At 67.8% G+C, this 23,425-nt stretch carries 23 protein-coding genes; 5 read left to right on the forward strand and 18 right to left on the reverse strand.

Annotation, left to right across the window (positions count from 1 at the left end; all coding sequences use genetic code 11):
• Positions 1-64: 64 nt before the first annotated feature.
• Entirely contained in the window at positions 65-847 is a 783-nt protein-coding gene (locus tag V3W46_RS13390; RefSeq protein ID WP_331783620.1) for a PP2C family protein-serine/threonine phosphatase, read from the reverse strand.
• Positions 848-1,048: 201 nt separating this feature from the next.
• Here V3W46_RS13390 and V3W46_RS13395 point away from each other — a divergent pair, with 201 nt between their 5' ends.
• The 3 genes from V3W46_RS13395 to V3W46_RS13405 all read left to right on the forward strand — a co-directional run bounded on the left by V3W46_RS13395 (position 1,049) and on the right by V3W46_RS13405 (position 4,510).
• On the forward strand, positions 1,049-1,516 hold the full coding sequence (locus V3W46_RS13395; RefSeq protein WP_331783621.1) for an Lrp/AsnC family transcriptional regulator: 468 nt from the start codon (positions 1,049-1,051) through the stop codon (positions 1,514-1,516).
• A gap of 3 nt (positions 1,517-1,519) precedes the next feature.
• A complete protein-coding gene (locus V3W46_RS13400; RefSeq protein ID WP_331783622.1) occupies positions 1,520-2,896 on the forward strand; it encodes an aspartate aminotransferase family protein in 1,377 nt (458 codons plus the stop codon).
• A 129-nt stretch (positions 2,897-3,025) separates the two neighbouring features.
• On the forward strand, positions 3,026-4,510 hold the full coding sequence (locus V3W46_RS13405; protein ID WP_331783623.1) for an NAD(P)/FAD-dependent oxidoreductase: 1,485 nt from the start codon (positions 3,026-3,028) through the stop codon (positions 4,508-4,510).
• A 227-nt stretch (positions 4,511-4,737) separates the two neighbouring features.
• Here V3W46_RS13405 and pdxH read toward each other — a convergent pair whose 3' ends face one another.
• On the reverse strand, positions 4,738-5,379 hold the full coding sequence (gene pdxH, locus V3W46_RS13410; RefSeq protein WP_331783624.1) for a pyridoxamine 5'-phosphate oxidase: 642 nt from the start codon (positions 5,377-5,379) through the stop codon (positions 4,738-4,740).
• Between the two features lie 276 nt (positions 5,380-5,655).
• Here pdxH and V3W46_RS13415 point away from each other — a divergent pair, with 276 nt between their 5' ends.
• Together V3W46_RS13415 and V3W46_RS13420 are read left to right on the forward strand one after the other, a co-directional pair.
• Positions 5,656-6,120, forward strand: a complete 465-nt coding sequence (locus tag V3W46_RS13415) for a methylated-DNA--[protein]-cysteine S-methyltransferase (protein WP_331783625.1) — start codon at positions 5,656-5,658, stop codon at positions 6,118-6,120.
• A 59-nt stretch (positions 6,121-6,179) separates the two neighbouring features.
• Positions 6,180-6,773 (forward strand): DNA-3-methyladenine glycosylase I, encoded by a 594-nt coding sequence (locus tag V3W46_RS13420; protein WP_331783664.1) that lies wholly within the window; start codon positions 6,180-6,182, stop codon positions 6,771-6,773.
• A gap of 4 nt (positions 6,774-6,777) precedes the next feature.
• Here V3W46_RS13420 and V3W46_RS13425 read toward each other — a convergent pair whose 3' ends face one another.
• The 16 genes from V3W46_RS13425 to thrB all read right to left on the reverse strand — a co-directional run bounded on the left by V3W46_RS13425 (position 6,778) and on the right by thrB (position 23,417).
• Positions 6,778-7,521, reverse strand: a complete 744-nt coding sequence (locus tag V3W46_RS13425) for a YaaA family protein (protein WP_331783626.1) — start codon at positions 7,519-7,521, stop codon at positions 6,778-6,780.
• A gap of 21 nt (positions 7,522-7,542) precedes the next feature.
• The gene (locus V3W46_RS13430; protein ID WP_331783627.1) at positions 7,543-7,824 is read right to left on the reverse strand and encodes a F0F1 ATP synthase subunit epsilon; all 282 of its coding nucleotides are present in this window, start codon (positions 7,822-7,824) and stop codon (positions 7,543-7,545) included.
• Between the two features lie 2 nt (positions 7,825-7,826).
• The gene (gene atpD, locus V3W46_RS13435) at positions 7,827-9,311 is read right to left on the reverse strand and encodes a F0F1 ATP synthase subunit beta (protein ID WP_331783628.1); all 1,485 of its coding nucleotides are present in this window, start codon (positions 9,309-9,311) and stop codon (positions 7,827-7,829) included.
• A gap of 41 nt (positions 9,312-9,352) precedes the next feature.
• On the reverse strand, positions 9,353-10,252 hold the full coding sequence (locus V3W46_RS13440; RefSeq protein ID WP_331783629.1) for a F0F1 ATP synthase subunit gamma: 900 nt from the start codon (positions 10,250-10,252) through the stop codon (positions 9,353-9,355).
• A gap of 3 nt (positions 10,253-10,255) precedes the next feature.
• Positions 10,256-11,893, reverse strand: a complete 1,638-nt coding sequence (gene atpA, locus V3W46_RS13445) for a F0F1 ATP synthase subunit alpha (RefSeq protein WP_331783630.1) — start codon at positions 11,891-11,893, stop codon at positions 10,256-10,258.
• A gap of 58 nt (positions 11,894-11,951) precedes the next feature.
• Positions 11,952-12,752: a F0F1 ATP synthase subunit delta gene (locus V3W46_RS13450; RefSeq protein ID WP_331783631.1), complete on the reverse strand. Its 801-nt coding sequence runs from the start codon at positions 12,750-12,752 to the stop codon at positions 11,952-11,954.
• Positions 12,753-12,754: 2 nt separating this feature from the next.
• Positions 12,755-13,363, reverse strand: a complete 609-nt coding sequence (locus V3W46_RS13455; RefSeq protein ID WP_331783632.1) for a F0F1 ATP synthase subunit B — start codon at positions 13,361-13,363, stop codon at positions 12,755-12,757.
• Positions 13,364-13,405: 42 nt separating this feature from the next.
• A complete protein-coding gene (atpE, locus tag V3W46_RS13460) occupies positions 13,406-13,630 on the reverse strand; it encodes a F0F1 ATP synthase subunit C (protein WP_331783665.1) in 225 nt (74 codons plus the stop codon).
• 89 nt (positions 13,631-13,719) lie between these two features.
• Positions 13,720-14,532: a F0F1 ATP synthase subunit A gene (gene atpB / locus V3W46_RS13465; RefSeq protein WP_443069990.1), complete on the reverse strand. Its 813-nt coding sequence runs from the start codon at positions 14,530-14,532 to the stop codon at positions 13,720-13,722.
• A gap of 175 nt (positions 14,533-14,707) precedes the next feature.
• Complete coding sequence (locus V3W46_RS13470; RefSeq protein WP_331783633.1) at positions 14,708-15,289, reverse strand: hypothetical protein; 582 nt, start codon at positions 15,287-15,289, stop codon at positions 14,708-14,710.
• A 4-nt stretch (positions 15,290-15,293) separates the two neighbouring features.
• Positions 15,294-16,487, reverse strand: a complete 1,194-nt coding sequence (locus V3W46_RS13475; protein WP_331783634.1) for an MraY family glycosyltransferase — start codon at positions 16,485-16,487, stop codon at positions 15,294-15,296.
• Positions 16,487-17,329, reverse strand: a complete 843-nt coding sequence (locus V3W46_RS13480; RefSeq protein ID WP_331783667.1) for an L-threonylcarbamoyladenylate synthase — start codon at positions 17,327-17,329, stop codon at positions 16,487-16,489. The genes V3W46_RS13475 and V3W46_RS13480 overlap by 1 nt, the downstream gene beginning before the upstream one ends.
• A gap of 24 nt (positions 17,330-17,353) precedes the next feature.
• The gene (gene prmC / locus V3W46_RS13485) at positions 17,354-18,247 is read right to left on the reverse strand and encodes a peptide chain release factor N(5)-glutamine methyltransferase (protein WP_443069987.1); all 894 of its coding nucleotides are present in this window, start codon (positions 18,245-18,247) and stop codon (positions 17,354-17,356) included.
• A 16-nt stretch (positions 18,248-18,263) separates the two neighbouring features.
• A complete protein-coding gene (gene prfA / locus V3W46_RS13490) occupies positions 18,264-19,346 on the reverse strand; it encodes a peptide chain release factor 1 (RefSeq protein ID WP_331783635.1) in 1,083 nt (360 codons plus the stop codon).
• Positions 19,347-19,352: 6 nt separating this feature from the next.
• On the reverse strand, positions 19,353-22,241 hold the full coding sequence (rho, locus tag V3W46_RS13495) for a transcription termination factor Rho (RefSeq protein WP_331783636.1): 2,889 nt from the start codon (positions 22,239-22,241) through the stop codon (positions 19,353-19,355).
• A 228-nt stretch (positions 22,242-22,469) separates the two neighbouring features.
• Positions 22,470-23,417 carry a homoserine kinase gene (thrB, locus tag V3W46_RS13500; RefSeq protein ID WP_331783669.1) on the reverse strand — a complete coding sequence of 316 codons (948 nt, stop codon included), beginning with the start codon at positions 23,415-23,417 and terminating at the stop codon, positions 22,470-22,472.
• Positions 23,418-23,425: the final 8 nt, after the last annotated feature.

The raw sequence follows: 23,425 nt of genomic DNA on the forward strand, positions 1-23,425 counted from the left end.
CGATGGATCCGTTGTCGGTGTGTTCTCTCAGAAACGGCGAGTGGATGCCCGCGGCGGCCGGTGTCTACTCGGCGGCAACGTCGATGACCAGCACCGTGACGTTGTCGCGGCCGCCGTTCGTGAGCGCCGCCTCCACCAACGACGACGCGGTCTGCCAGGCCGATCCTTCGCGCCGCAGATAGTGCGCGATGCCGTGGTCGGTGAGCTCCTTGGTGAGTCCGTCGCTGCAGACCAGGATGCGCTGGCCCGCGACGATGTCGAGCAGCGAGTAGTCGGGCACCGGCTTCTCGTGAAAACCCACGGCACGGGTGATGATGTTGCTGTCGGGATGGGTCTCGGCCTGTTCGGCGGTGATCAGCCCGGCATCCACCAGCTCTTGCACCACCGAGTGGTCGACCGTCAGGCGCTCGAGCGTGCCGTTCAGCAGCTGGTACACCCGCGAGTCGCCGATGTTGAACACGGCCCACTTCGGGTGACCGTCGACGAGGCTCAGGGCCACGCCCGTCACGGTGGTTCCGGTGCCGAGGGTGGTCTCGTCGCCCACGAGGTCGATGTCGGTGAGTGCGAGCGACAGCGCCTCGTCGATCACGTCTCCGGTGGTGAAGGGTTCGTCGCCGACCGCGCCCAGCCGGGTCACGACCGCGTCGCTGGCCACGTCGCCGGCCGCGTGGCCGCCCATGCCGTCGGCAACGGCGAAGATCGGCGGATGCGCGACCACACTGTCTTCGTTCACGGCCCTGCGCTTGCCCACGTCGGTGAGCGCGGCCCACGAGACGAGGTATGACTCCCCCGCGTCGACCGGGCTGCTGACGCGGAACGTCGCTGTTCTCTCGCCGATTTGCGTCACGCGGATTCTCTCTCTGACCAGCTGCGACTTCGGGTGCACAGCTCCACGTCACAACTGTAGACGAGTGCGCAGCACCCCAGACCGTGCCGGCCGTCGGCGCTGATGTGCGCTCGACGGCAAATCTTCGAATCTCGTCGGTGAACAGACGAAACAGCTTCGGATCCGCTTGCCGAGCCGCGATCGCACTGACAGAATCGAGCCATGACCACCAGGCCGCGCTCTGCACACCTCGACGAGACGTCGAAGGCCATCATCGAGCAACTGCAAGACGACGGCCGACGGTCGTACGCCGAGATCGGCAAGGCCGTCGGCCTCAGCGAGGCCGCCGTGCGGCAGCGGGTGCAGAAGCTCACCGAAACCGGCGTGATGCAGATCGTCGCCGTGACCGACCCGCTGCAGCTCGGCTTCTACCGCCAGGCGATGGTCGGCCTCAAGGTCACCGGCGACACCCGCCTGGTCGCGGATGCTCTGGCCGCCCTCTCGGCGGTCGACTACGTCGTGCTCACCGCCGGCACCTTCGACATCATGGTCGAGGTCGTCTGCGAGAACGACGACGACCTGATCACCCTGCTGAACAACGACATCAGAACGCTGCCGGGGGTGCTCTCGACCGAGACCTTCGTCTATCTGAAGCTGCACAAGCAGCTCTACAACTGGGGAACGAGATAACGCATGACGACGTACGACGAAGACGACCTGCAGCAGAAGGCCAAAGACCACCTCTGGATGCACTTCGCGCGCCAGTCTGTGATGGAAGACGGCGGCGGCGTTCCCATCATCGTCAAGGGCGACGGTCACCACATCTGGGACAGCAGGGGCAAGAAGTACTTCGACGGCCTCTCGGGCCTGTTCGTGGTGAATGCCGGGCACGGGCGCCAGCGCCTGGCCGAGGTCGCGGCCAAGCAGGCCGCCGAACTGTCGTTCTTTCCGCTGTGGTCGTACGCGCATCCGTCGGCCATCGAACTCGCCGACCGGCTCGCGGGCTACGCACCTGGCGACCTCAACCGCGTGTTCTTCTCCACCGGCGGCGGCGAGGCCGTCGAGACCGCCTTCAAGCTCGCCAAGTACTATTGGAAGCTGCAGGGCCGGCCCACCAAGCACAAGGTGATCTCGCGCGCGGTGGCCTACCACGGCACACCGCAGGGGGCGCTGGCGATCACCGGCATCCCCGCCATGAAGGAGATGTTCGAGCCGGTGACACCCGGCGGCTTCCGGGTGCCGAACACGAACTTCTATCGTGCCCCCGAGCACGGCGACGACCTCGAGCAATTCGGGGTGTGGGCCGCGAACCGCATCGAGGAGATGATCGAGTTCGAGGGCCCGGAGACCGTCGCGGCGGTCTTCCTCGAGCCGGTGCAGAACTCGGGCGGCTGTTTTCCGCCGCCCCCCGGCTATTTCCAGCGCGTTCGCGAGATCTGCGACAAGTACGACGTGCTGCTGGTGAGCGACGAGGTCATCTGCGCGTTCGGCCGCATCGGCCACATGTTCGCCTGCGACGAATACGGTTACGTGCCCGACATGATCACCTGCGCGAAGGGCATGACGAGCGGGTACTCCCCCATCGGTGCCACGATCGTGAGCGACAAGGTGTACGAGCCGTTCAAGCACGGTACGACGTCGTTCTATCACGGGTACACGTTCGGCGGGCATCCGGTGTCTGCCGCGGTGGCCCTGGCGAACCTCGACATCTTCGAAGAAGAGAAACTGAACGAACGGGTGCGCGAGAACTCGCCTGCGTTCCGTTCGACGCTCGAGAAGCTCAACGACCTGCCGATCGTCGGCGACGTGCGCGGTGACGGCTACTTCTTCGGCATCGAGCTCGTCAAAGACAAGGCCACCAAAGAGACCTTCGACGACGACGAGTCAGAGCGGCTGCTGCGCGGCTTCCTGTCGAAGGCGCTGTTCGACGCCGGGCTGTACTGCCGCGCGGATGACCGGGGCGACCCCGTGATTCAGCTCGCCCCGCCCCTCACCATCGGCCAGCCCGAGTTCGACGAGATCGAGGGTATTCTGCGGTCGGTGCTCACCGAGGCCTGGGCCAGGCTCTGAGTCGGTGTGTGCAGGTTCGGGGGCGTCGGCCGGGCGCACTTGTGAGCGCGTCGGCCGGGCGCGACTGTGAGTGTGAGCTAGCTGGCAGGGCGCGACAGTGAGCGGGCCGGTGAGGCGACGGGTGAGTGGATGAGCGGGCAGAGCTACTGGGCCGAGTCGGCGCCGGCCGGGCACCCGCGAGCGTCGGCAGCGGGCACCATCGACGCCGACGTGTGCATCGTGGGCGCTGGCCTCACCGGGCTCTGGACCGCCTACTACCTGGCCAGGGCCGACCCGGCGCTGTCGATTGTCGTGCTCGAGAAGGAGACGGTGGGCTTCGGCGCATCGGGACGCAACGGCGGCTGGTGTTCGGCCTTGTTTCCGAGGTCGGCGGCGTCGCTGGAGCGGACGTACGGGTTCAGGCGCGCGGTGGCCATGCGGCAGGCCATGGTCGACACGGTCGCCGAGATGGGCGCCGTGACCGCGGCCGAGGGCATCTCGTGCGACTTCGTTCAGGGCGGCACGCTCGTCTACGCGATGAACGCCGTGCAGGAGCAGGCGGCGCGGGCCGACGTGCTGGAGGCCGCGCGGTTCGGGGTCGACCTCGTGGAGTACCGGGAGTTCGGGGCGAGGGCTGGTGGGGCCGGCGATCCGGTGGCTGCTGCCGGGCATCCGGCGGGTGCCCGCGGTGCCACCTTCGACCCGGCGTGCGCGCGGCTGCACCCCCTGAAGCTCGTGCGCGGGCTGGCCGACGTGGTCGAGGGGCTCGGCGTCACGATCTACGAGCACACCGAGGTGACGGGCTGGTCGTCGGGCCGGGTCGAGTTCGTCGGCGGCGACGAGGGCGGGGTGCGGGCGAAGCAGATCGTCATCGCCACCGAGGCCTACGGCTCGCAGCTGCCCGGCGTCGGCCGGCGCATCATGCCGCTCTACTCGCTCATGATCGCGACCGAACCTCTGCCCGACGCGTTCTGGAACTCGGTGGGCATACCCCACGGCACCACCTTCAGCGACTACCGGCACTTGCTGATCTACGGCCAGCGCACGGCCGACAACCGGTTCGCCTTCGGCGGGCGCGGAGCGCGGTACCACTGGGGGTCGAGCATCCGCCCGGCCTACGACCAGGTTGCTCGTGTCTTCGACCACCTCGCCGCCACGCTCGTCGACCTCTTCCCCGACGCGTTCGACGCCGAGGTGACGCACCGCTGGGGTGGTCCGCTCGGCGTCTCGCGCGACTGGCACGCGACGGTGAACTACAACGCGCGCACGGGGGTGGCGTTCGCGGGCGGCTACGTGGGCGACGGTCTCAGCACGACGAACCTCGCGGGGCGCACGCTGGCCGCCCTGCTGACAGGGGTCGACGCGAGCCACGTCGCGGGCGCGGGCGGGAGCTCGGGTGCGGGCGCGGGTGCCGGCGGGGCCTCCGGAAGAGGTGTCAGCAGCGCGGCAGTGCCCTACGACCTCACCCGACTGCCGTGGGTGAACCACGTCTCGCCGCGCTGGGAGCCCGAGCCACTGCGCTTCATCGGCGCGAACCTCGGCCTGGCCTCAGCCGACCTGGCCGACCGCGAAGAGCAGCTGACGGCACGGGCATCCCGAACCGCCCGCCTTCTCGGCCCCCTCACGGGCCACTGACGCGACACGCCCCACCCCGACCACTCACGGGCCGACCCATGACCGCGGCACCGACGCGCGCCCTGCCTGACCCCGGCCACTCACGCACCCACCCCTGACTGCGGCCACTTGGGTGCCGTGCCCTCGCCAAACCACCTCGTTACCGACGTGTCGAAGACGTGCAGGCGCCAGGTGGGCAGACGCAGTGTCGGGGCTGCAGACGCAGTGTCAGGGCTGCAGACGCAGTCTCAGGGCTGCAGGCGCACCAGGCGCCAGCCAGACGACTCGGCCGGGGTGTACACGAGGCGGTCGTGCAGGCGCGAGCGGCGCCCCTTCCAGAACTCGAAACGGGTGGGTCGAAGGCGAAAGCCGCCCCAGTTCTCCGGCCGCGGTACGGCGGTACCGTCGGGGTACCGCGCCGACAGCTCGAGCACTCGCGACTCGAGCTCTGCTCGCGACGAGATCGGCTGCGACTGATGACTCGCCAGCGCGGCGATCTGCGACTTGTGGGGGCGGCCGGCGAAGTACGTGTCGCTCTCTGCCTCCGTCACCCGTGCGACATCGCCCGTCACAATGACCTGGCGCTGCAGGGTGTACCACGGAAACACCACCGAGGCGACCGGATGCACGCGCAAGGCCTCGCCCTTGCGCGAGTCGTAGTTCGTGAAGAACTCAAAGCCGCCCGCGCGAACCCCCCGGAGCAGAACCGTGCGGCTGCTCGGCACGCCGTCGGCGTCGACCGTCGAGAGCACCATGGCGTTCGGCTCAGAGAGCCCCGCCCCCTCGGCGTCAGACAGCCACCTGCCGAACTGCACGAAGGGATCGCGCTCGACATCGGATTCGTTGAGGGCAGCAGAGCCGAAGTCGCGGTGCGCAGAGAGGGAGTCCATGGCATCCCCACGCTACCCGCCTTGCCATCACTCCTCCACAATCGGCGTGTTTTGCTTCTCTCCACAATGTCTGATGCGGGCCAGCCCCACCCCGCCGGCCGGCGATAGTGTCGAGACATGACAGCACCCGCACTTGCTCCTGCACAGGCTTCCGCCGCTGCACCGGCTCAGGCTCAGGCTCCGGCTCCGGCTCAGGCTCCGGCTTCGGCTTCGGCTCCGAGCGTGATAACACCCAGGGCGCCCGCCTGGCGCACTCCCCCTGCGTTCCTCTCCCGTATGAACAGCCCCATCGGCCGGCTCGAATTGACAGCCGACGATGAAGCGATCACCTCGCTCAGCATCGAGCGCGGGTTCGCCCTCCCCCACGACGGGCTGCCCGACGGCTCGAACGCCCTGCTCGACGAGGCGGTCACCCAGCTCACCGAGTACTTCGCCGGCACCCGCACGACGTTCGACCTGCCGCTGACGCTGCGCGGAACAGCGTTCCAGCGCGAAATCTGGCGGCAGCTGCAGCGCGTCGGCTGGGGCGAATACGTCTCCTACGGAGAACTCGGGCTGGCCGCCGGCCGACCGGGGTCGGGTCGCGCCGTGGGCGGGGCGGTCGGCGCCAATCCCATCCCCATCATCGTGGGGTGCCATCGGGTGCTGGCGTCGAACCTGCGCATCACGGGGTACAGCGCCGGCAACGGGGTGCCCACCAAGGTGTGGCTGCTCGACCACGAAAGCATCGGTCACCTGTGAGCGACACATCGACCGTGCCCTCGGCGCCCGACGCCGCAGATGTGCCGCCCACGCCGTCGGTGCCGCGTGCAGCCCTCGTGGTGGGCGACGACGGCAAGGCGCGCTGCGTCTGGGCGGGTGACGACCCCGACTACCGGCCCTACCACGACAACGAGTGGGGCAAACCCCTGCACTCCGACCAGCGGCTGTACGAGAAGATCTGCCTCGAAGGATTTCAGGCCGGCCTGTCGTGGATCACGATCCTCCGGCGGCGCCCAGCCTTCCGTGCCGCGTTCGACGACTTCGACATCGAGACGGTCGCCGACTTCACTGACGCCGACGTGCAGCGCCTGGTCGGAGACGCGTCGATCATCAGGCACCGCGGAAAGATCGAGGCGGCCATCGGCAACGCTCGGGCGGCGCGGGCGCTCATCGACGAGCGCGGCGCAGGCGCACTGGATGCGCTGGTGTGGAGCTTCGAGCCCACGACGAAGCGGCCCCGGCCGCGCTCGTTCGGCGACTTCGTGGCGACCACACCCGAGTCGGTGGCGCTCAGCAGAGAGTTGCGTTCCCACGGCTTCCGCTTCGTCGGCCCGACCACGATGTACGCCCTGATGCAGTCGGCTGGTCTCGTCGACGACCACGTCGAGGGCTGCTTCTGCGCCGTCGACTGAGAAGTCAGACGACGAGGGAGAGCTCGGCCGGGCCCGAACGGGTGAGGTCGAAGCCGGCGGCGCGTGCCCAGTCGATCAGGTCGTCGACGGCGTCGAAGGAGATGCCCGCGTCGAGCAGCGCGCGGGTGAGGCGGCCCTTCGCGGTCTTGTTGAAATGGTTCAGGGCGCGCACCGCCCCGTCGTCGCCCACGGTCAGCACCCGGAGGAAGTAGGAGTTCGGGCGATCGTTCACCGGCGACAGCGCGACGTAGCCCTCCGACCGCAGATCGAGCAGTAGGCCCGGCTCGTCGAGGAGCGCGCGTGAGCCGCCCGGCCCCCAGTGCTTCTTCAGCGAGACACCCGGCAGCCGCGAGTCGTGCGACAGTCGATAGGCGGGAATGCGATCGAGCGCCCCGATCGGGCCGAACAGGGCGGACTGTATGACGACGTGCTCGCCCGCGAACCCAAGGGCGTCCGCTGTGAGGGTGGGCGCGTCGATCGCGTCGAAGACCACCCCGGTGTACCGGTCGAGCGCGGGCATCGTCGGCGACAGCGTCAGCCGCCGGTTGCGATCGATCTCGTCATACTGGGTGCGACCGAGCTTCAACGCAGCGATGGTCGCCTCGCGGTCGCGAGCGAGAGTGCGAACGGCCCGAACGAGTTCGGCTCGGCGTGGCCTCAGTCGCGCAAAGCGCAGGGAGGACACGTCGAGCCGATCATCCGTACCGCCGTCTCGTTTGGTCTCAGACGGGGGCAGAACGACTAACAATGCGAATGTGCCGCCATCGGGCTAGGAGACCAGCTCTGCCGCGCGCGCCACGATGGTGACGCGGTCGTTCTCGACGGAGAGAAACCCCTCGTCGGCTTGGGCCACGATGCGCTTGCCGTCGGGCAGCGTGACGCGCACCTCACCCTCGGAGAGAATCGCCAGCAGCGGCTCGTGGCCGCGCAGAATACCGATCTCGCCCTCGGTCGTCTTCGCGATCACCTGGCGCGCCCCGCCCGACCACACCTCGTGGTCGGCGGCGACGACGCTCACCTGCAGCGGAGCCTGGTCGCTCACGTCGGCCATGCTTAGCCGTCTTCCTTCTGAATCTGGGCCCACTTCTCTTCGACGTCAGAGATGCTTCCGACGTTGAAGAAGGCCTGCTCGGCCACGTGGTCGAAGTCGCCGTTCGCGATCGCCGTGAACGACTCGATGGTGTCTTTCAACGGAACCGTCGAACCTTCGACACCGGTGAACTTCTTCGCCATGTAGGTGTTCTGCGACAGGAACTGCTGGATGCGACGCGCACGCGAGACGGTGATCTTGTCTTCTTCAGAGAGCTCGTCGACACCGAGGATCGCGATGATCTCCTGCAGTTCCTTGTTCTTCTGCAGAATCGCCTTGACGCGAACGGCCGTGTTGTAGTGGTCGGCGCCCAGGTAGCGGGGGTCGAGGATACGGCTGGTCGAGGTCAGCGGGTCGACGGCCGGGTACAGGCCGCGCGACGCGATCTCACGAGAGAGCTCGGTCGTGGCATCCAGGTGGGCGAAGGTGGTCGCCGGAGCCGGGTCGGTGTAGTCGTCGGCGGGAACGTAGATGGCCTGCAGCGACGTGATCGAGTGGCCACGCGTCGAGGTGATGCGCTCTTGCAGAACACCCATCTCGTCGGCGAGGTTCGGCTGGTAACCCACGGCCGACGGCATGCGGCCGAGCAGCGTGGAGACCTCTGAACCGGCCTGCGTGAAGCGGAAGATGTTGTCGATGAAGAGCAGCACGTCTTGCTTCTGAACGTCGCGGAAGTACTCCGCCATGGTCAGGGCCGAGAGGGCGACGCGGAGTCGCGTTCCCGGCGGCTCGTCCATCTGGCCGAAGACAAGCGCGGTCTTGTCGAAGACGCCCGCCTCCTCCATCTCCATGATCAGGTCGTTGCCCTCACGGGTGCGCTCGCCGACCCCGGCGAACACCGACACACCACCGTGGTCTTGCGCCACGCGCTGGATCATCTCCTGGATGAGCACCGTCTTGCCCACGCCGGCACCGCCGAACAGGCCGATCTTGCCACCCTGTACGTACGGGGTCAGCAGGTCGATCACCTTGATGCCGGTCTCGAACAGAGTCGTCTTCGACTCGAGCTGGTCGAACGCCGGGGGCTGGCGGTGGATGGGCCAGCGCTCGGTGATCTCGATCTTCTCGCCGTTGATCGTTCCGTCGGCGTCGGCGTTGAGCACGTCGCCGATGACGTTGAAGACCTTGCCCTTGGTGACGTCGCCGACGGGCACCGAGATGGGCGCTCCGGTGTCGGTGACCTCCTGGCCGCGTACCAGACCATCGGTCGGGTTCAGCGAGATGGCGCGCACCAGGTCGTCGCCGAGGTGCTGCGCGACCTCGAACGTGATGGCGCGGGTCTCACCCTCGATCGTCACAGTCGACTTCAGGGCGTTGTAGATGCCCGGAATCGCGTCGTGCGGAAACTCGATGTCGACGACGGGCCCGGTGACCCGCGCGATGCGACCGATGCCAGCGACCTTCTCGTCGGCGGCAGCGGGCGCGGTGTCGGTTGCTGTCGGAGTCATAACTCTTATCCTTCTCGTAGAACTTCTTCGTGGGCCCGGGGCTAGCGAGCGGGAGTCAATGCGTCAGCGCCGCCGACGATCTCAGAGATCTGCTGCGTGATCTCTGACTGGCGGGCGTTGTTGGCGAGGCGCGTGTAGTCGCGGATGAGCTTGTCGGCGTTGTCGCTGGCCGACTTCATCGCGCGCTGGCGGGCTGCGTGCTCAGACGCGGCACTCTGCAGCATGGCGTTGAAGATACGGCTCTCGATGTAGACCGGAAGCAGGGCGTCGAGCACATCGCCGACCTCGGGCTCGAACTCGTAGAGCGGCAGTACCTCGTGCTCGGCGGGCGCTTCCATCTCTTCGACGACCTCGAGGGGCAGCAGGCGCACGATCTCGGGAACCTGCGACACCATACTGACGAAGCGGTTGTACACGATGTGGATCTCGTCGACGCCACCCTCGCCCGCGTCTTTGACGAAGACATCGACGAGCGAGTCGGCGATCTCCTTGGCGACCTCGAACGTGGGCTGGTCGGTTCCGCCCGTCCACGTCTGCAGGGCGGCGCGCTTGCGGAACGAGAAGTACGCGGCGGCCTTGCGGCCGACCAGGTAGTACTCGACCTCTTTGCCCTCGCTGCGCAGCAGGGTGGTGAGCTGCTCGGCCTCTTTGAGCACGCTGGAGCTGAAGGCGCCGGCCAGGCCACGGTCAGAGGCGAACACGACGACGAGCGCGCGCTCGACCTTCTCAGGCTCGGTGGTCAGAATGTGGTCGACGTTGGAGTACGTGGCCACCGCCGACACCGCACGCGTCACCGCGCGGGCGTAGGGAGAGGATGCCGCGACCCTCCCCTGCGCCTTCTGGATGCGCGAGGCGGAGATCAGCTCCATCGCCCTCGTGATCTTCTTGGTCGTCTGGGCAGACTTGATCTTCTGCCGGTAGACCCTCAGCTGAGCTGCCATGGATTACCTGCGACCCTTGACGATCTTCTCTTGGTTGACGTCTTCCTTGTCGCTGGCGTCGAACTTCTCGTTGCCGACAGAAGCGAGGGGCTTGCCCTCACCGGTCTGGAACTCGAGCTTGAACTTGTCGACACCCGACTCGAGCGCCTCGACGATGTCGTCGGAGAGCACGTTGGTGTCGCGCAGTTTGGTGAGCACCTCGGTGTTGCGACCGAAGTAGTCGAGCAACTCGCGCTCGAACCGCAGGATGTCTTCGACCGGAACCTCGTCGAGCTTGCCGTTCGTGCCGGCCCAGATCGAGACGACCTGCTCTTCGACGGGGTACGGCGAGTACTGCGGCTGCTTGAGCAGCTCGGTCAGGCGTGCACCACGGGCGAGCTGGCGGCGGGAGGCCGCATCGAGGTCGGAGGCGAACATCGCGAACGCCTCGAGCGAGCGGTACTGGGCCAGCTCGAGCTTCAGCGTTCCGGAGACCTTCTTGATGCTCTTCACCTGGGCGTCGCCACCGACGCGCGACACCGAGATGCCCACGTCGACCGCGGGGCGCTGGTTGGCGTTGAACAGGTCGCTCTGCAGGAAGATCTGGCCGTCGGTGATCGAGATCACGTTGGTCGGGATGTACGCCGACACGTCGTTCGCCTTGGTCTCGATGATCGGAAGGCCGGTCATCGAGCCGGCGCCGAGTTCGTCAGAGAGCTTGGCACAACGCTCGAGCAGACGGGAGTGCAGGTAGAAGACGTCACCGGGGTACGCCTCACGTCCCGGCGGGCGACGCAGCAGCAGCGACACGGCGCGGTAGGCCTCCGCCTGCTTCGACAGGTCGTCGAAGATGATGAGAACGTGCTTGCTGTCGTACATCCAGTGCTGGCCGATGGCCGAACCGGTGTAGGGCGCGAGGTACTTGAAGCCGGCGGGGTCTGACGCGGGCGAGGCGACGATGGTGGTGTACTCCATCGCTCCGGCGTCTTCGAGGGCGCCCTTCACCGAGGCGATGGTCGAGCCCTTCTGGCCGATGGCGACGTAGATGCAGCGCACCCGCTTGTTGGTGTCGCCCGACTCCCAGTTGGCCTTCTGGTTGATGATCGTGTCGATCGCGATGGCCGTCTTGCCGGTCTGGCGGTCGCCGATGATCAGCTGGCGCTGGCCGCGGCCGATCGGGATCATGGCGTCGATCGCCTTGATGCCGGTCTGCATGGGCTCGTGCACGCTCTTGCGGCTCATCACGCCGGGCGCCTGCAACTCGAGGGCGCGGCGCTCGGTGGTGACGATCTCGCCGAGCCCGTCGATCGGGTTGCCCAGGGGGTCGACCACGCGGCCGAGGTAGGCGTCGCCCACGGGTACCGAGAGCACCTCACCCGTGCGCTTGACCTGCATGCCCTCGACGATGCCGCTGAACTCGCCGAGAACGATGACACCGATCTCGTCTTGCTCGAGGTTCTGAGCCAGGCCCAGGGTGCCGTCGGCGAACGTGATGAGCTCGTTGGCCATCACGCCGGGCAGGCCCTGCACGTGCGCGATGCCGTCGGCGGCGTCGATGACCGTTCCGACCTCGACGGCGCCGGCGGCGGTGGGCTCGTACGACTTGACGAAGTCCTGCAGGGCGTTGCGGATCTCGTCGGGGCTGATCGTTAGTTCTGCCATTGCCAATCCTTATGTGTTGATAGTGAAAGTATGCGCCGCCGGGCGGCCGATGCGTGCGTTATGCCGTGAGTCTGAGGCGCAGGTCGTTCAGCCGCGACTCGATGCTGCCGTCGATGACGTCGGCACCGATCTGCACCCGAAGGCCGCCGAGCACCGACGGGTCGACGACCTCGTTGATGGTGAGCTCACGACCGTAGGAGCGGCCCAGGGCCGCTCGAAGCCGGTCGAGCTGCGCCGGAGCGATGGGGGCAGCGCTCGTGACGGTGGCGATGGATTGGTTGTTGGTGTCGGCGACGATACTGGCAGCGGTGTTGAGCAGCTCTTCGATGCGGCGGCCGCGAGGTTGCAGCACCAGGTGCCTGACGATCACGACGGTCTGCTCGGACACCTTGCCCTGCAGCAGGGCGTTGACGAGCGCCACCTTGGCCTCGGGTGATCCGAACGACGAACTCACCGCGAGTTCGAGGGCCGAATCCGAGGAGACGGCCTTGGCGAACCCGAACAGCTCGGCGTCGATCGAGACACCGGCGGGAGCGCTCAAGGCGATCACCCGCAGGGCCACTTCTTCGATGCCGCCCAGCAGGTCATCCGGAGTCGACCAGTTCGCCGACGCTACGGCTGTCAGCAGTGACAGCGCATCGGGAGCGAGGTCGTCACGGAACACGCGGTCGATGAGTGCCGTCTTGTCGGCACCCTCGCTCGCCGGGTCACTGAGAAGGGCACGGAAATGCGCCGACGAGCCGATGATGCGGCCGGCGGCGAAGAGGTCTTCGCCGACCGACAGCGTCAGGGCGCCCGGGGCGACAGCCTCGATGGCGGCCTTCGACGAAGCCAGTGCCTCTCTGCTTGCGCTACCCATGGTTACGACGACACCGCCCCGTTGGCCGACGGCGTCGCCGACGCGCCACTCGACGCGGCCTCGCTGGCCTCGAGGTCGGCGAGGAAGCGGTCGACGATGGCAGCGGAGCGCTTGTCGTCGGTGAGGCTCTCACCGATGACGCCCGAAGCCAGGTCGATCGCGAGTGAGCCGACCTCGCTGCGCAGCGACACGACGGCCGCCTGGCGCTCGGCCTCGATCTGCGACTGGGCCGTCGCCGCGATGCGGGCGGCCTCGTTGTTGGCCTGTTCTTTGAGTTCGGCGAGGATGCGCTGGCCGTCGGCGCGGGCCTGCTCGCGAATCGAACCGGCTTCGACGCGGGCGTCGGAGAGCTGGGCCGTGTACTGCTCGAGAAGCGCTTCGGCCTCTTTCTGCGCCACGTCGGCCTTCTCGATGTTGCCTTCGATCGCTTCGCCGCGCTCGTCGAGCAGCTTCTTCATGCGAGGCAGCACAAGGCGCCAGAAGAAGACCAGCAAGACGATGAAGCACACCGCGCCCCAGAGCAGGTCTGGGGTCTCGGGCAGGATCGGGTTGTGCGTCGCCTCAGCGGCGAGCACAGTGCTCTGCTGGATGACAGCGTAGGAGTTCGACATCGTGCCTCCTTTCTAAACTCGAGGTTCGGTAAGGGGAGATCGTCAGACGAAGATGAAGCCGACGGCGATACCGATGAACGCGAGCGCCTCGGTGAACGCGATACCGATGTACATCAGCACCTGGAGTCGGCCGGCGAGCTCGGGCTGGCGGGCGACGCCCTCGATGGTCTTGCCGACCACGATACCGACACCGATGGCCGGGCCGATGGCTGCGAGGCCATAGCCGACGGTTGCGATGTTGCCGCTGAGCTCCGCAAGGGTCGAAATGTCTGCCACGTTGTTTCCTTCCGTAGGGGCGAATCCGGCGGTCGCCGGGCTGCCTTCGTTTGTGGGGTGGTGCTAAATGGTGGAGATGATCAGTGTTCGTCGGCCAGCGCGAGCTGGATGTAGACACCGGTGAGAAGAGTGAAGACGTACGCCTGCAGTACCGCGACGAGGATCTCGAACAGCGTGAAGACGAAGCCGAAGGCCAGGGTGCCGATGCCGAACAGCGCGAACCAGCCGCCTGCGGTGAACAGGAAGAACGACGTCGCCGAGAAGAAGAGCACCAGCAGCAGGTGGCCGACGACCATGTTCATCAACAGTCGCAGCGTCAGCGTGATGGGGCGCAGCACGAACGTCGAGATGAACTCGATGGGCGCGACGATGATGTAGATCGGCTTCGGAACCCCGGGCGGGAACAGGGCGTTCTTGAAGAACGCGCCCGGGTGCTTGCGGATGCCGGCGTAGATGAAGCACACGTACGACACGATGGCCAGCACGATCGGCACACCGATGACCGACGTGCCCGCGATGTTCAGCAGCGGGATGATACCCGTCAGGTTGAACAGCAGGATCATGAAGAACATGGTCGTCAGGATCGGCAGGAAGCGGCGGCCGTCTTTCTTGCCCAGCAGGTCTTCGGCGATGTTGACCCGAACGAAGTCGAGCCCCATCTCGACGAGGCTCTGGAACCGGCCCGGAACGATCTTCATTCGGCGCGTGCCGACGTAGAAGATGATGAGGATGGCTGCTACCGCGATGAACCGGATGATCATGATGCGGTTGATCTCGAAGGGGGTGCCCGCGAACAACAGCACATCAGGAAAGAATTCATTGATGGAGGGACCCGTGAAGCCACCTTCATCGGTTGCTAACGGGGCTAGCAGGTTTACAGCGTTAGATATCAGCGCTTTCTCCTGTTTCGGGGCGTGGAGCTCGGCTCTCGCGTCGACGAATAGTGGGGGGTGCTGCAGACCTGAACTGGGTACCAAAACTCATGAACTGTAGCTTCATTGTTACAGGCGACCAGCCGCGGGCAGCGGAACGAACATGTTCAGCCTATCAAGCTTTTGGGCCTGAGAACTAATCGTGTTCCCCTGATTCGGGCCGATTCGAGCCGTTTTCGGCCCTCTTTTCGACATTCGGTAGAACTTGCTGTGGAAGTGCCACGTCGCTCACGTACGGCAGGCGGGTGCGGGCGACCACGACCACATCGACCACGAGCGTCAGCACGACGCCGATGATCAGAAAGCCGAAGAGCACGAACTTGTCGATCCATGGCTGGTCGCGAAGCAGCAGCGCGGCGACGATGAACAGCACGAACTTGAGGATCCACGAACCGAGCACGATGGCGAAGAACGTCACTGTGAACAGCGGCGACGAGTACGAGCGGTTGGCGACCAGGATGCTGCCGGCGGTGATGCCGAGGAAGACGAACGACATCGCAGCACCGATGACCGCGCTGGTCACCCCCACCCAGCCGTCGACGGCATAGCCCACCACTCCCCCGACCACGATGAGCACCACCGTGAGAAGCGCGGCGAGCTTCAGCGAGCGCACCAGCACCGGTGTCGAGCTGAGGGTCACGGGGGCGCCGGCACCTGGCGCGCCACCGGGGGCGCGGTCACCGGGGGTGCGGTCACCGGGGGTTCTGTCGGCAGGCACGGGTTCAGACATCCTTTTCATCGCTGGCCACATCGAGCGGGTCGAGGCTGGCGCCCTCGGTCGAGATCATGCTCGCGGCCGGCGCGAGCTGCACCGTCGCCTCGAGAGCCTTGCGCCGGGTGAGCGGAGCGAGCGTGAGCACGGTGCAGATCACCACGCCCACCCCGAGGAACACGAAGGCGAGCCAGTACGGGTTCAACACGAAGAACAGCAGGCAGCCGATCGAGATGACCGCCGTCCAAGCATAGAAGATGAGCACCGCGTGCAGTTTCGAGTGACCCATGTCGAGCATCCGGTGGTGCAGATGCTTGCGGTCTGCGCTGAACGGGCTCTTGCCCGCCCGCAGCCGCCTGAACACCGCGAGCCCGAAGTCGAGCAGGGGCAGAACGAGAATGGCGAAGGGCAGCAGAATCGGGATGAACGCCGGCAGCAGCTGCGAACGACCCAGGGGCGTCGGGTCGATCTGCCCCGTCACGGCGATCGCGCTCGTCGCCATCAGCAGCCCGACCAGCATCGAACCGGCGTCGCCCATGAAGAGCTTCGCGGGGTGCCAGTTGAGCGGCAGGAAGCCGATGCACGCGCCGATCAGCACCGCGGTGATGAGCGACGCCAGGTTGAAGTAGTCGGTGGGGCTGGTCAGCTTGGTGAGCATGTAGCTGTAGAAGAAGAACACGCTGTTGGCGATGATGGCCACGCCCGCGACGAGCCCGTCGAGCCCGTCGATGAAGTTGATGGCGTTCATCACCAGCACGATGGCGAGCACGGTGATGAACAGCGACATTCCGCTCGAGCCGATGGTGCGGCCGCCGATCGGCAACGAGACGATCTGCACCCCCTGCCAGGCCAGCAGCAGGGCGGCGATGATCTGCCCGGCGAGCTTGACGACCCAGTCGAGATCCCAGATGTCGTCGGCGACGCCCAGCGCGACCACGATGAAGGCGGCGCCCAGAATGGCCAGGATGGGCCCGGGGTTCATGAAGACGAGGCTGAACCAGCTGATCTGCGAGGCGATGCCGGTGGCGATCACGATGCCGAGGAACATGGCCACCCCGCCGAGGCGCGGCGTCGGGCGGGTGTGCACGTCGCGTTCGCGGATCTTCGGGTAGAGCCGGTACTTCATGCTCAGGCGGTAGACCACGATCGCCAGCCCGAAGGTCACGATCGCGGAGATGGCGCCGATCAGGAGGTAGAAGCGCACTAGGCCGGCTCGGCAGCGTCGGCAGGGCGCGCAGTGGGGTCGGCGGCCGGCACGGCAGCGGCGTCGGCCGGCACGACAGCGCCGTCGGCGCGCACGGCAGCGTCATCGGCCGGAAGGGCAGCGTCGTCGGCCGGAAGGGCAGCGGCGTCGGCCGGCGGGGCGTCGTCGGCCGGCTCGGCACGCTTCGGGTCGAACAATGCGTCACCGACGAGCGCACGCAGCTGCTGCTCGGTGACCACACCGTGCCGGATGATCGTGATGTGCTCGTCGTCGGTCGCGTCGATGATGGTCGATGCCAGACCGGTGGGCGGCGTGGTGGGCGGGGCGGCCTGCAGATACACCGAGACACTGTCGCCGAGCATCCGTTCGGCCTCTGCGGCGTTCAGGGCGGCGGGCTGGCCCGTGAGGTTCGCCGACGACACGGCCAGCGGCCCCGTCTCGGCCAGCAGTTCGAGGGCGAGCGGGTCGGCCGGCATGCGGAGGGCGACGGTGCCGTCGGTGTCGCCCAGATCCCACAGGAGCGACGAGCGCGCCGGAACGACGATGGTCAGGCCGCCGGGCCAGAACGCCTCGGCCAGGGCGCGCACCGGTTCGCTGACACTCTCGGCCAGCGCGTCGAGCGTGGCGAGGTTCGGGATGAGCACCGGCGGCGGCGACTGCCGGGTGCGGCCCTTGGCGTCGAGCAGTCGCTGCACGGCGGCCGGGGTGAAGGCGTCGGCGGCGACGCCGTACACCGTGTCGGTGGGGATCACGACGAGCTCACCGCGCGAGATCGCCGCCCGGGAGAGCCGCATTCCGGCGAGGAGTTCGGCCGGAACCGTGCAGTCGTAGATGGCAGCCATATCGGTCACAATGATAGCTTGCGGCTAGCGCAGAGCGGTGGTGGCGCGGTCGCGGCCGGTGAGATCGCGGTGGGTCGCTGTGGCGTTCCAGCCGTCGGCGTCGAGCAGGCTCCGGATGCTCGCGCCCTGCAGTTCGCCGTGCTCGATGACGAGCGCACCACCAGGGCGCACCAGGCGCAGCGCGGTTCGCGACACGTCACGCACGACGTCGAGCCCGTCTTCGCCGCCGTAGAGGGCGTGCTCGGGGTCGTGCAGGCGCACCTCCGGATCGCGCGGGATGGCTCCGGCCGGAATGTAGGGCGGGTTCGAGACCACCACCGACACGAGGCCGTCGAGGTCGGGCAGGGCCACGGCGAGGTCGATGAAGACGAGGCGGGCGTTGGGGGCATCCACCGACGTGAAGTTCTGTTTCGCCCAGACGAAGGCCGCCGTCGAGTTCTCGACCGCGACCACCCGTGCATGGGGCACCTCGGTCGCCAGCGACAGGGCGATGGCGCCGCTGCCGGTGCCGAGGTCGACCGCGAGCGGCGACTCGTCGGCCATCGCACGAAGTGAGTCGATAGCGAGGCCCGCCACGAACTCGGTCTCGGGGCGCGGCACGAAGACGCCGGGGCCGACGGCCAACTCGAGCGAGCGGAAGCCGGTCGTACCGGTGATGTGCTGCAGGGGCTCCCGTGCCGCCCGGCGTTCGACGGCCTCGGTGATGGCCACCGCGTCGTCGACGGCCAGCACGCGGTCGGTGACCGTCATCGCCTGAACCTGCCCACGGGTCGCGCCGAGCACGTGGCCGGCCAGCAGCTCGGCGTCGACCTCGGGGGTCGGCACGCCGGCCCGGGCCAGGATGGTCGTCGACCGTTCGAGCAGGCTGCGCACCGTCAGGGGGCGATCGACCATGCGGTCGGCCTCGACGACACTCATCGGGCGGTCATCGTGCTCATTCGGCCGACGCGCCCAGCTCAGCGAGCCGGGCCTCTTCGTCGGCCGTGATGCACGAGTCGATGACGGGCTCGAGGGCACCGTTCATCACGGCGTCGAGGTTGTAGGCCTTGTAGCCGGTGCGGTGGTCGGCGATGCGGTTCTCGGGGAAGTTGTAGGTGCGGATGCGCTCGGAGCGGTCCATGGTGCGGATCTGGCTCTTGCGCACGGCACTCGCCGCTTCGTCGATCTCCTCCTGCTGCTTCGCGAGAACACGGGCGCGCAGCACGCGCATGCCGGCCTCGCGGTTCTGCAGCTGGCTCTTCTCGTTCTGCATCGCGACCACGATGCCGGTCGGAAGGTGGGTGATGCGCACGGCGGAGTCGGTGGTGTTCACCGACTGGCCGCCGGGGCCGCTGGAGCGGTAGACGTCGATCTTGAGGTCGTTCGGGCTGATCTCGACCTCTTCGGGCTCATCGACCTCGGGATAGACGAGCACGCCGGCTGCGGAGGTGTGGATGCGGCCCTGCGACTCGGTGGCGGGAACGCGCTGCACGCGGTGCACGCCGCCCTCGTACTTCAGGTGCGCCCAGACGCCCTGGGCGGGGTCGGTCGAGGTGCCCTTGATGCCGAGCTGAACATCCTTGATGCCGCCGAGGTCGCTCGAGGTCTGCTCGATGATCTCGGTCTTCCACTTCCTGCTCTCGGCGTAGTGCAGGTACATGCGCAGCAGGTCGGCGGCGAACAGGGCCGACTCGGCGCCGCCCTCCCCCATCTTGATCTCCATGATGACATCGCGGCCGTCGTTGGGGTCACGCGGGATGAGCAGCCGGCGCAGCTTCTCGGTCGCCGCCTCGAGCTGCTCGGCCATGCCGGGCAGCTCGGCCGCGAACGACTCGTCTTCTGCGGCCATCTCGGTCGCCGCAGCGACATCGTCGGTCAGCTGCTGCCACTCCCGGTAAGCCGCGATGATGCGGCTGAGCTCGGCGTAGCGACGGTTGACCTTTTTGGATCGAGCAGGATCCGAGTGAAGCGCTGGATCGGCGAGCTGCTCCTGCAGCTCATCATGCTCGATCAGCAGGGTCTCCACTGATTCGAACATATGCGCCTAATCCTCTTTGTGACCGTTGTGGTTCGCGTGACCGTTGCTGTGGCCGTTGGCCGCCGTGGTGGCGGGCATCGACTTCTGCACCTGCATCAGGAACTCGACGTTGCTGGTGGTGTCTTTCAGACGGCCCAGCACGATCTCGAGCGCCTGCTGCTGGTCGAGCCCGGCGAGGGCGCGGCGCAGCTTCCAGGTGATCTTGGTCTCGTCGACGCCCATCAGCAGCTCTTCGCGGCGGGTGCCCGACGCGTTCACGTCGACCGCCGGGAAGATGCGCTTGTCGGCCAGCTGGCGCGAGAGTCGCAGCTCCATGTTGCCGGTGCCCTTGAACTCCTCGAAGATCACCTCGTCCATCTTCGAGCCGGTCTCGACGAGCGCGCTGGCGAGAATGGTGAGCGAGCCGCCGTTCTCGATGTTGCGCGCAGCGCCGAAGAAGCGTTTCGGCGGGTAGAGCGCGGCGGCGTCGACGCCACCCGAGAGGATGCGCCCGCTCGGCGGGGCGGCCAGGTTGTAGGCGCGGCCCAGGCGGGTGATCGAGTCGAGCAGCACGACCACGTCGTGGCCCAGCTCGACGAGACGCTTGGCGCGCTCGATGGCCAGCTCGGCGACCGTAGTGTGGTCTTCGGCGGGGCGGTCGAAAGTCGAGGCGATGACCTCGCCCTTGACCGTGCGCTGCATGTCGGTGACCTCTTCGGGCCGCTCGTCGACCAGAACGACCATGAGGTGCACCTCGGGGTTGTTGGTCGAGATCGCATTAGCGATCTGCTGCATGACGATGGTCTTGCCGGCCTTCGGCGGCGCGACGATCAGGCCGCGCTGGCCCTTGCCGATGGGCGCGACGAGGTCGATGATGCGCTGGGTGAGGCGGCCGGGCTCGGTCTCGAGGCGCAGGCGCTCCTGGGGGTAGAGCGGCGTCAGCTTCGAGAACTCGACGCGGTTCGCGGCCTCTTCGACGGGCAGGCCGTTGATCGACTCGACCTTGACGATGGCGTTGTACTTCTGGCGGCCATTGTTGTCGCCCTCCCGCGGTTGGCGGATGCTGCCCACGACGGCGTCGCCCTTGCGCAGGTTGTACTTCTTCACCTGGCCGAGCGAGACGTACACGTCGCTGTTGCCGGGCAGGTAGCCGCTGGTGCGCACGAACGCGTAGTTGTCGAGAATGTCGAGGATGCCCGCGACCGGGATCAAGACGTCGTCTTCACTGATCTCGGGCTCGAGGTCGTCGCCCTGGCCCTGGCCGCGGCGCTTGCGGTCGCGGTAGCGGCTGCGCGCACTGCGGTCGTTGCGCTCGTTGCCGCCCTGGGACTGGCCGCGTTCGCCGCCCTCGTTCAGTTCGTCGAGCTGACGCTCGTCGAAGCTCTGCTCGTCGGCGCGGTCGTTCTGGCGATCGTTCTGGCGGTTCTGCTGCCCGCGCTGGTTGCCGCGCTGGCTGCCATTGGCGCGGTCGTTCGCGCGGTCGCCGGCGCCGGCTACGTTGCCGTTCGAGGCGCCGTTGCCGCGGTCGGCGGTGCCGCCGTTGGCCGCGCCGCCCTGGCCGCGGTCGGCGTTCGCGGGCGCGCCCGCAGCGTTCTGGTTGCTGTTCTGGCCCGCGCTCTGGTTACCGTTCTGGTTGCGCTCGCGCCGGTTTCGGTTGCGGCCCTGGCGACCCTCACCCTGCTCGCGCTGGTCGCCGTCGCCCTGCTCGCCGTTCGACGCGTCGGAACGGTCGTCGTCGGACTCGCCGACGATTGGCAGGTCGGGCAGGATCGAGTCGGTGCGCGAGCGGTCGGGGGCTGAGCGATCGGGGGCTGAGCGGTCGGGGGCTGAGCGGTCGGGTCCAAAGCCTTCGGCGGCTGCGTCGCGTGCGGCCTGCGCGGCACGCTGGGCGCGGGTGAGGCGGGGGGTGCGCACCTGGCGCTCGCTGCGGGCGCCCTCGGTGCGGTTGCCCTGGGCGCCGTCGCGGTTGCCGTCGGTACGGTTGCCGTCGGTACGGTTGCCGTCGGTACGGTTGGCATCGGCGCGGTTGGCATCGGTGCGGTTGCCGTCGATGGCCGCGTCGAGCACAGCGTCGAGAACGCTCGTGTCGATCGACGAGGCGGGGCGGCTGACGGACTGGTCGTCGACCGGAACCAGCGGGGCGTGCTCGGCGACGCCGGCGTTCACGTGGCGTGCGGCGCCGACGCGGCCGCCGCGGGGCTCGCGCCCGCTGCGGGCAGAGCCGCCCTCGGAGGAGTCGGTGCCGGAGGAGTCGGTGCCGAAGGCGTCGGTCGAGCCCGTGCTGGCCGAGTCAGTGCTGGCCGAATCAGTCGCGGCCGAGTCGGCGGCGGCGGTGGAGTCAGTGGTGCTGGCCGACGGGGTGGCCGGGGCATCCGTCGCCGAGGCACCCGCGGTGGGCAGCTCTGCGGCAGGAGCGCTGGTCGGCGCGGCGGAGGTGACGCGACGCGAGGCGCGGCGGCGGGGTGCGTCGGCCACGGCCTCGGCGGCGGGCTCGGCCACGTAGGCCGGAGCGGTGGTGGGGTCGGCAGCGACCGTGGCGTCGGCGGCCGCGACCGTGGCCGGCTCGACGACGGCCGGTGCCGACTCGGTGGCAGGCGCGGCGTCGGGGGCAGGCGCGGCGTCGGCGGCAGGCTCAGCATCGGCGGCGGGCGCGGCGTCGACGGCGGCGTCACCGTCGGCGGGCGACGCGGCGACCACGGCAGCCGCGGCGTCGGCGACGGCGGCTGCGGGCTGTGCGCCGGCGATGGCGGCCACGAGTTCGCCCTTGCGGAGCTTGGAGGCACCGGGGATGCCCAGTGCGGCGGCCAGCGTCTGCAGCTCTGAGACCTTCAGGGTCGAGAGGTCTGCGGGGGCGCCGCCGGCGGATTCCGCGCTCGGAGTCTCTGAACTCAGGGCGTGGAGATTTGTGTCAGTCACGAAGGTGATTTCCTTCCTCTGCCGTCTTATGAGTTGCGGCAAAAGGGCTGTACGCGCCTGAATGCGTCGGCGGAGACCACGATTCGTGGCTCCACGGCACTGCAAGCGTCAGCGGTAATGTGGAGGATGTGCGACCGGTTGAGGGATATGCCCAAGGGATATGCCCGCCGCGCCGCCTTCTCGACAGAGAAGGCCTACAAAGCGAACAGACCCTGCGGCGCCTGCGATCTACGCGGCTTCGACCGGGTGCGCTATCACTGTAGCACCTTTGAAGTCGACCGCCAGTACCCGTGAATCCCACGGAGTCTCGGCGTGTTGGGCCACCAATTCGGCCGCCGCGAGACGCTGCCCCGGGTCGCTGCAGAGCACCAGGATGCTCGGCCCAGCACCCGACACGACCGCGGGAAAACCCTGGGCGCGCAGCAGCCCGATGAGCCGGTCGGTCTCGGGCATCGCCGCTGCGCGATAGCTCTGGTGCAGCTTGTCTTCGGTCGCAGCGAAGAGCAACTCGGGGCTCTGGATGAGCGCCGCGATCAGCAGGGTCGAGCGCGACACGTTGAAGATGGCGTCTTCGTGCGGCACCGTCGCCGGCTGCAGGCTGCGCGCGAGCGCCGTCGACATGGTCGCCTTGGGCACGAGAACGAGCGGCGACACACCACGGTGCACCATGAGCTTCTTGAACTGCGGCCCCTCGGGGGTGACCCAGGCGATGGTCAGTCCGCCGAACAGCGCCGGCGCGACGTTGTCGGGATGCCCTTCCAGCTCGGTCGCGCGGGCGAGCAGCCCGAGCGCGTCGATGTCGACCACGCCCTCGAGCAGTCCCTTCGCGGCCATAATGCCGCTCACGATGGCGGCACCAGACGACCCGAGCCCGCGGCCGTGCGGGATCGAGTTGCGCGCGATGAGGTCGAGCCCCGGCAGCGGCTGCCCGTAGGCGGCGAAGGTGTGCGCGATCGAGCGCACCACGAGGTTGGTCTCGTCGGTGGGCACCTCGCCCGCACCGACACCCCGAACATCCACCGTCGCACCTGGGGCGTCACGAACGGTCACGGTCAGTTCGTCGTAGAGCGACAGCGACAGGCCGAGGGTGTCGAAGCCGGGGCCGAGGTTCGCGCTGGTGGCGGGAACGCGCACCGACACCGAGGTGCCGACCACCGGCCCGACGCTCGCCTGCACCGCCGCGG

This window comes from Subtercola sp. YIM 133946 (genome assembly GCF_036553535.1).
Lineage (GTDB): Bacteria > Actinomycetota > Actinomycetes > Actinomycetales > Microbacteriaceae > Subtercola.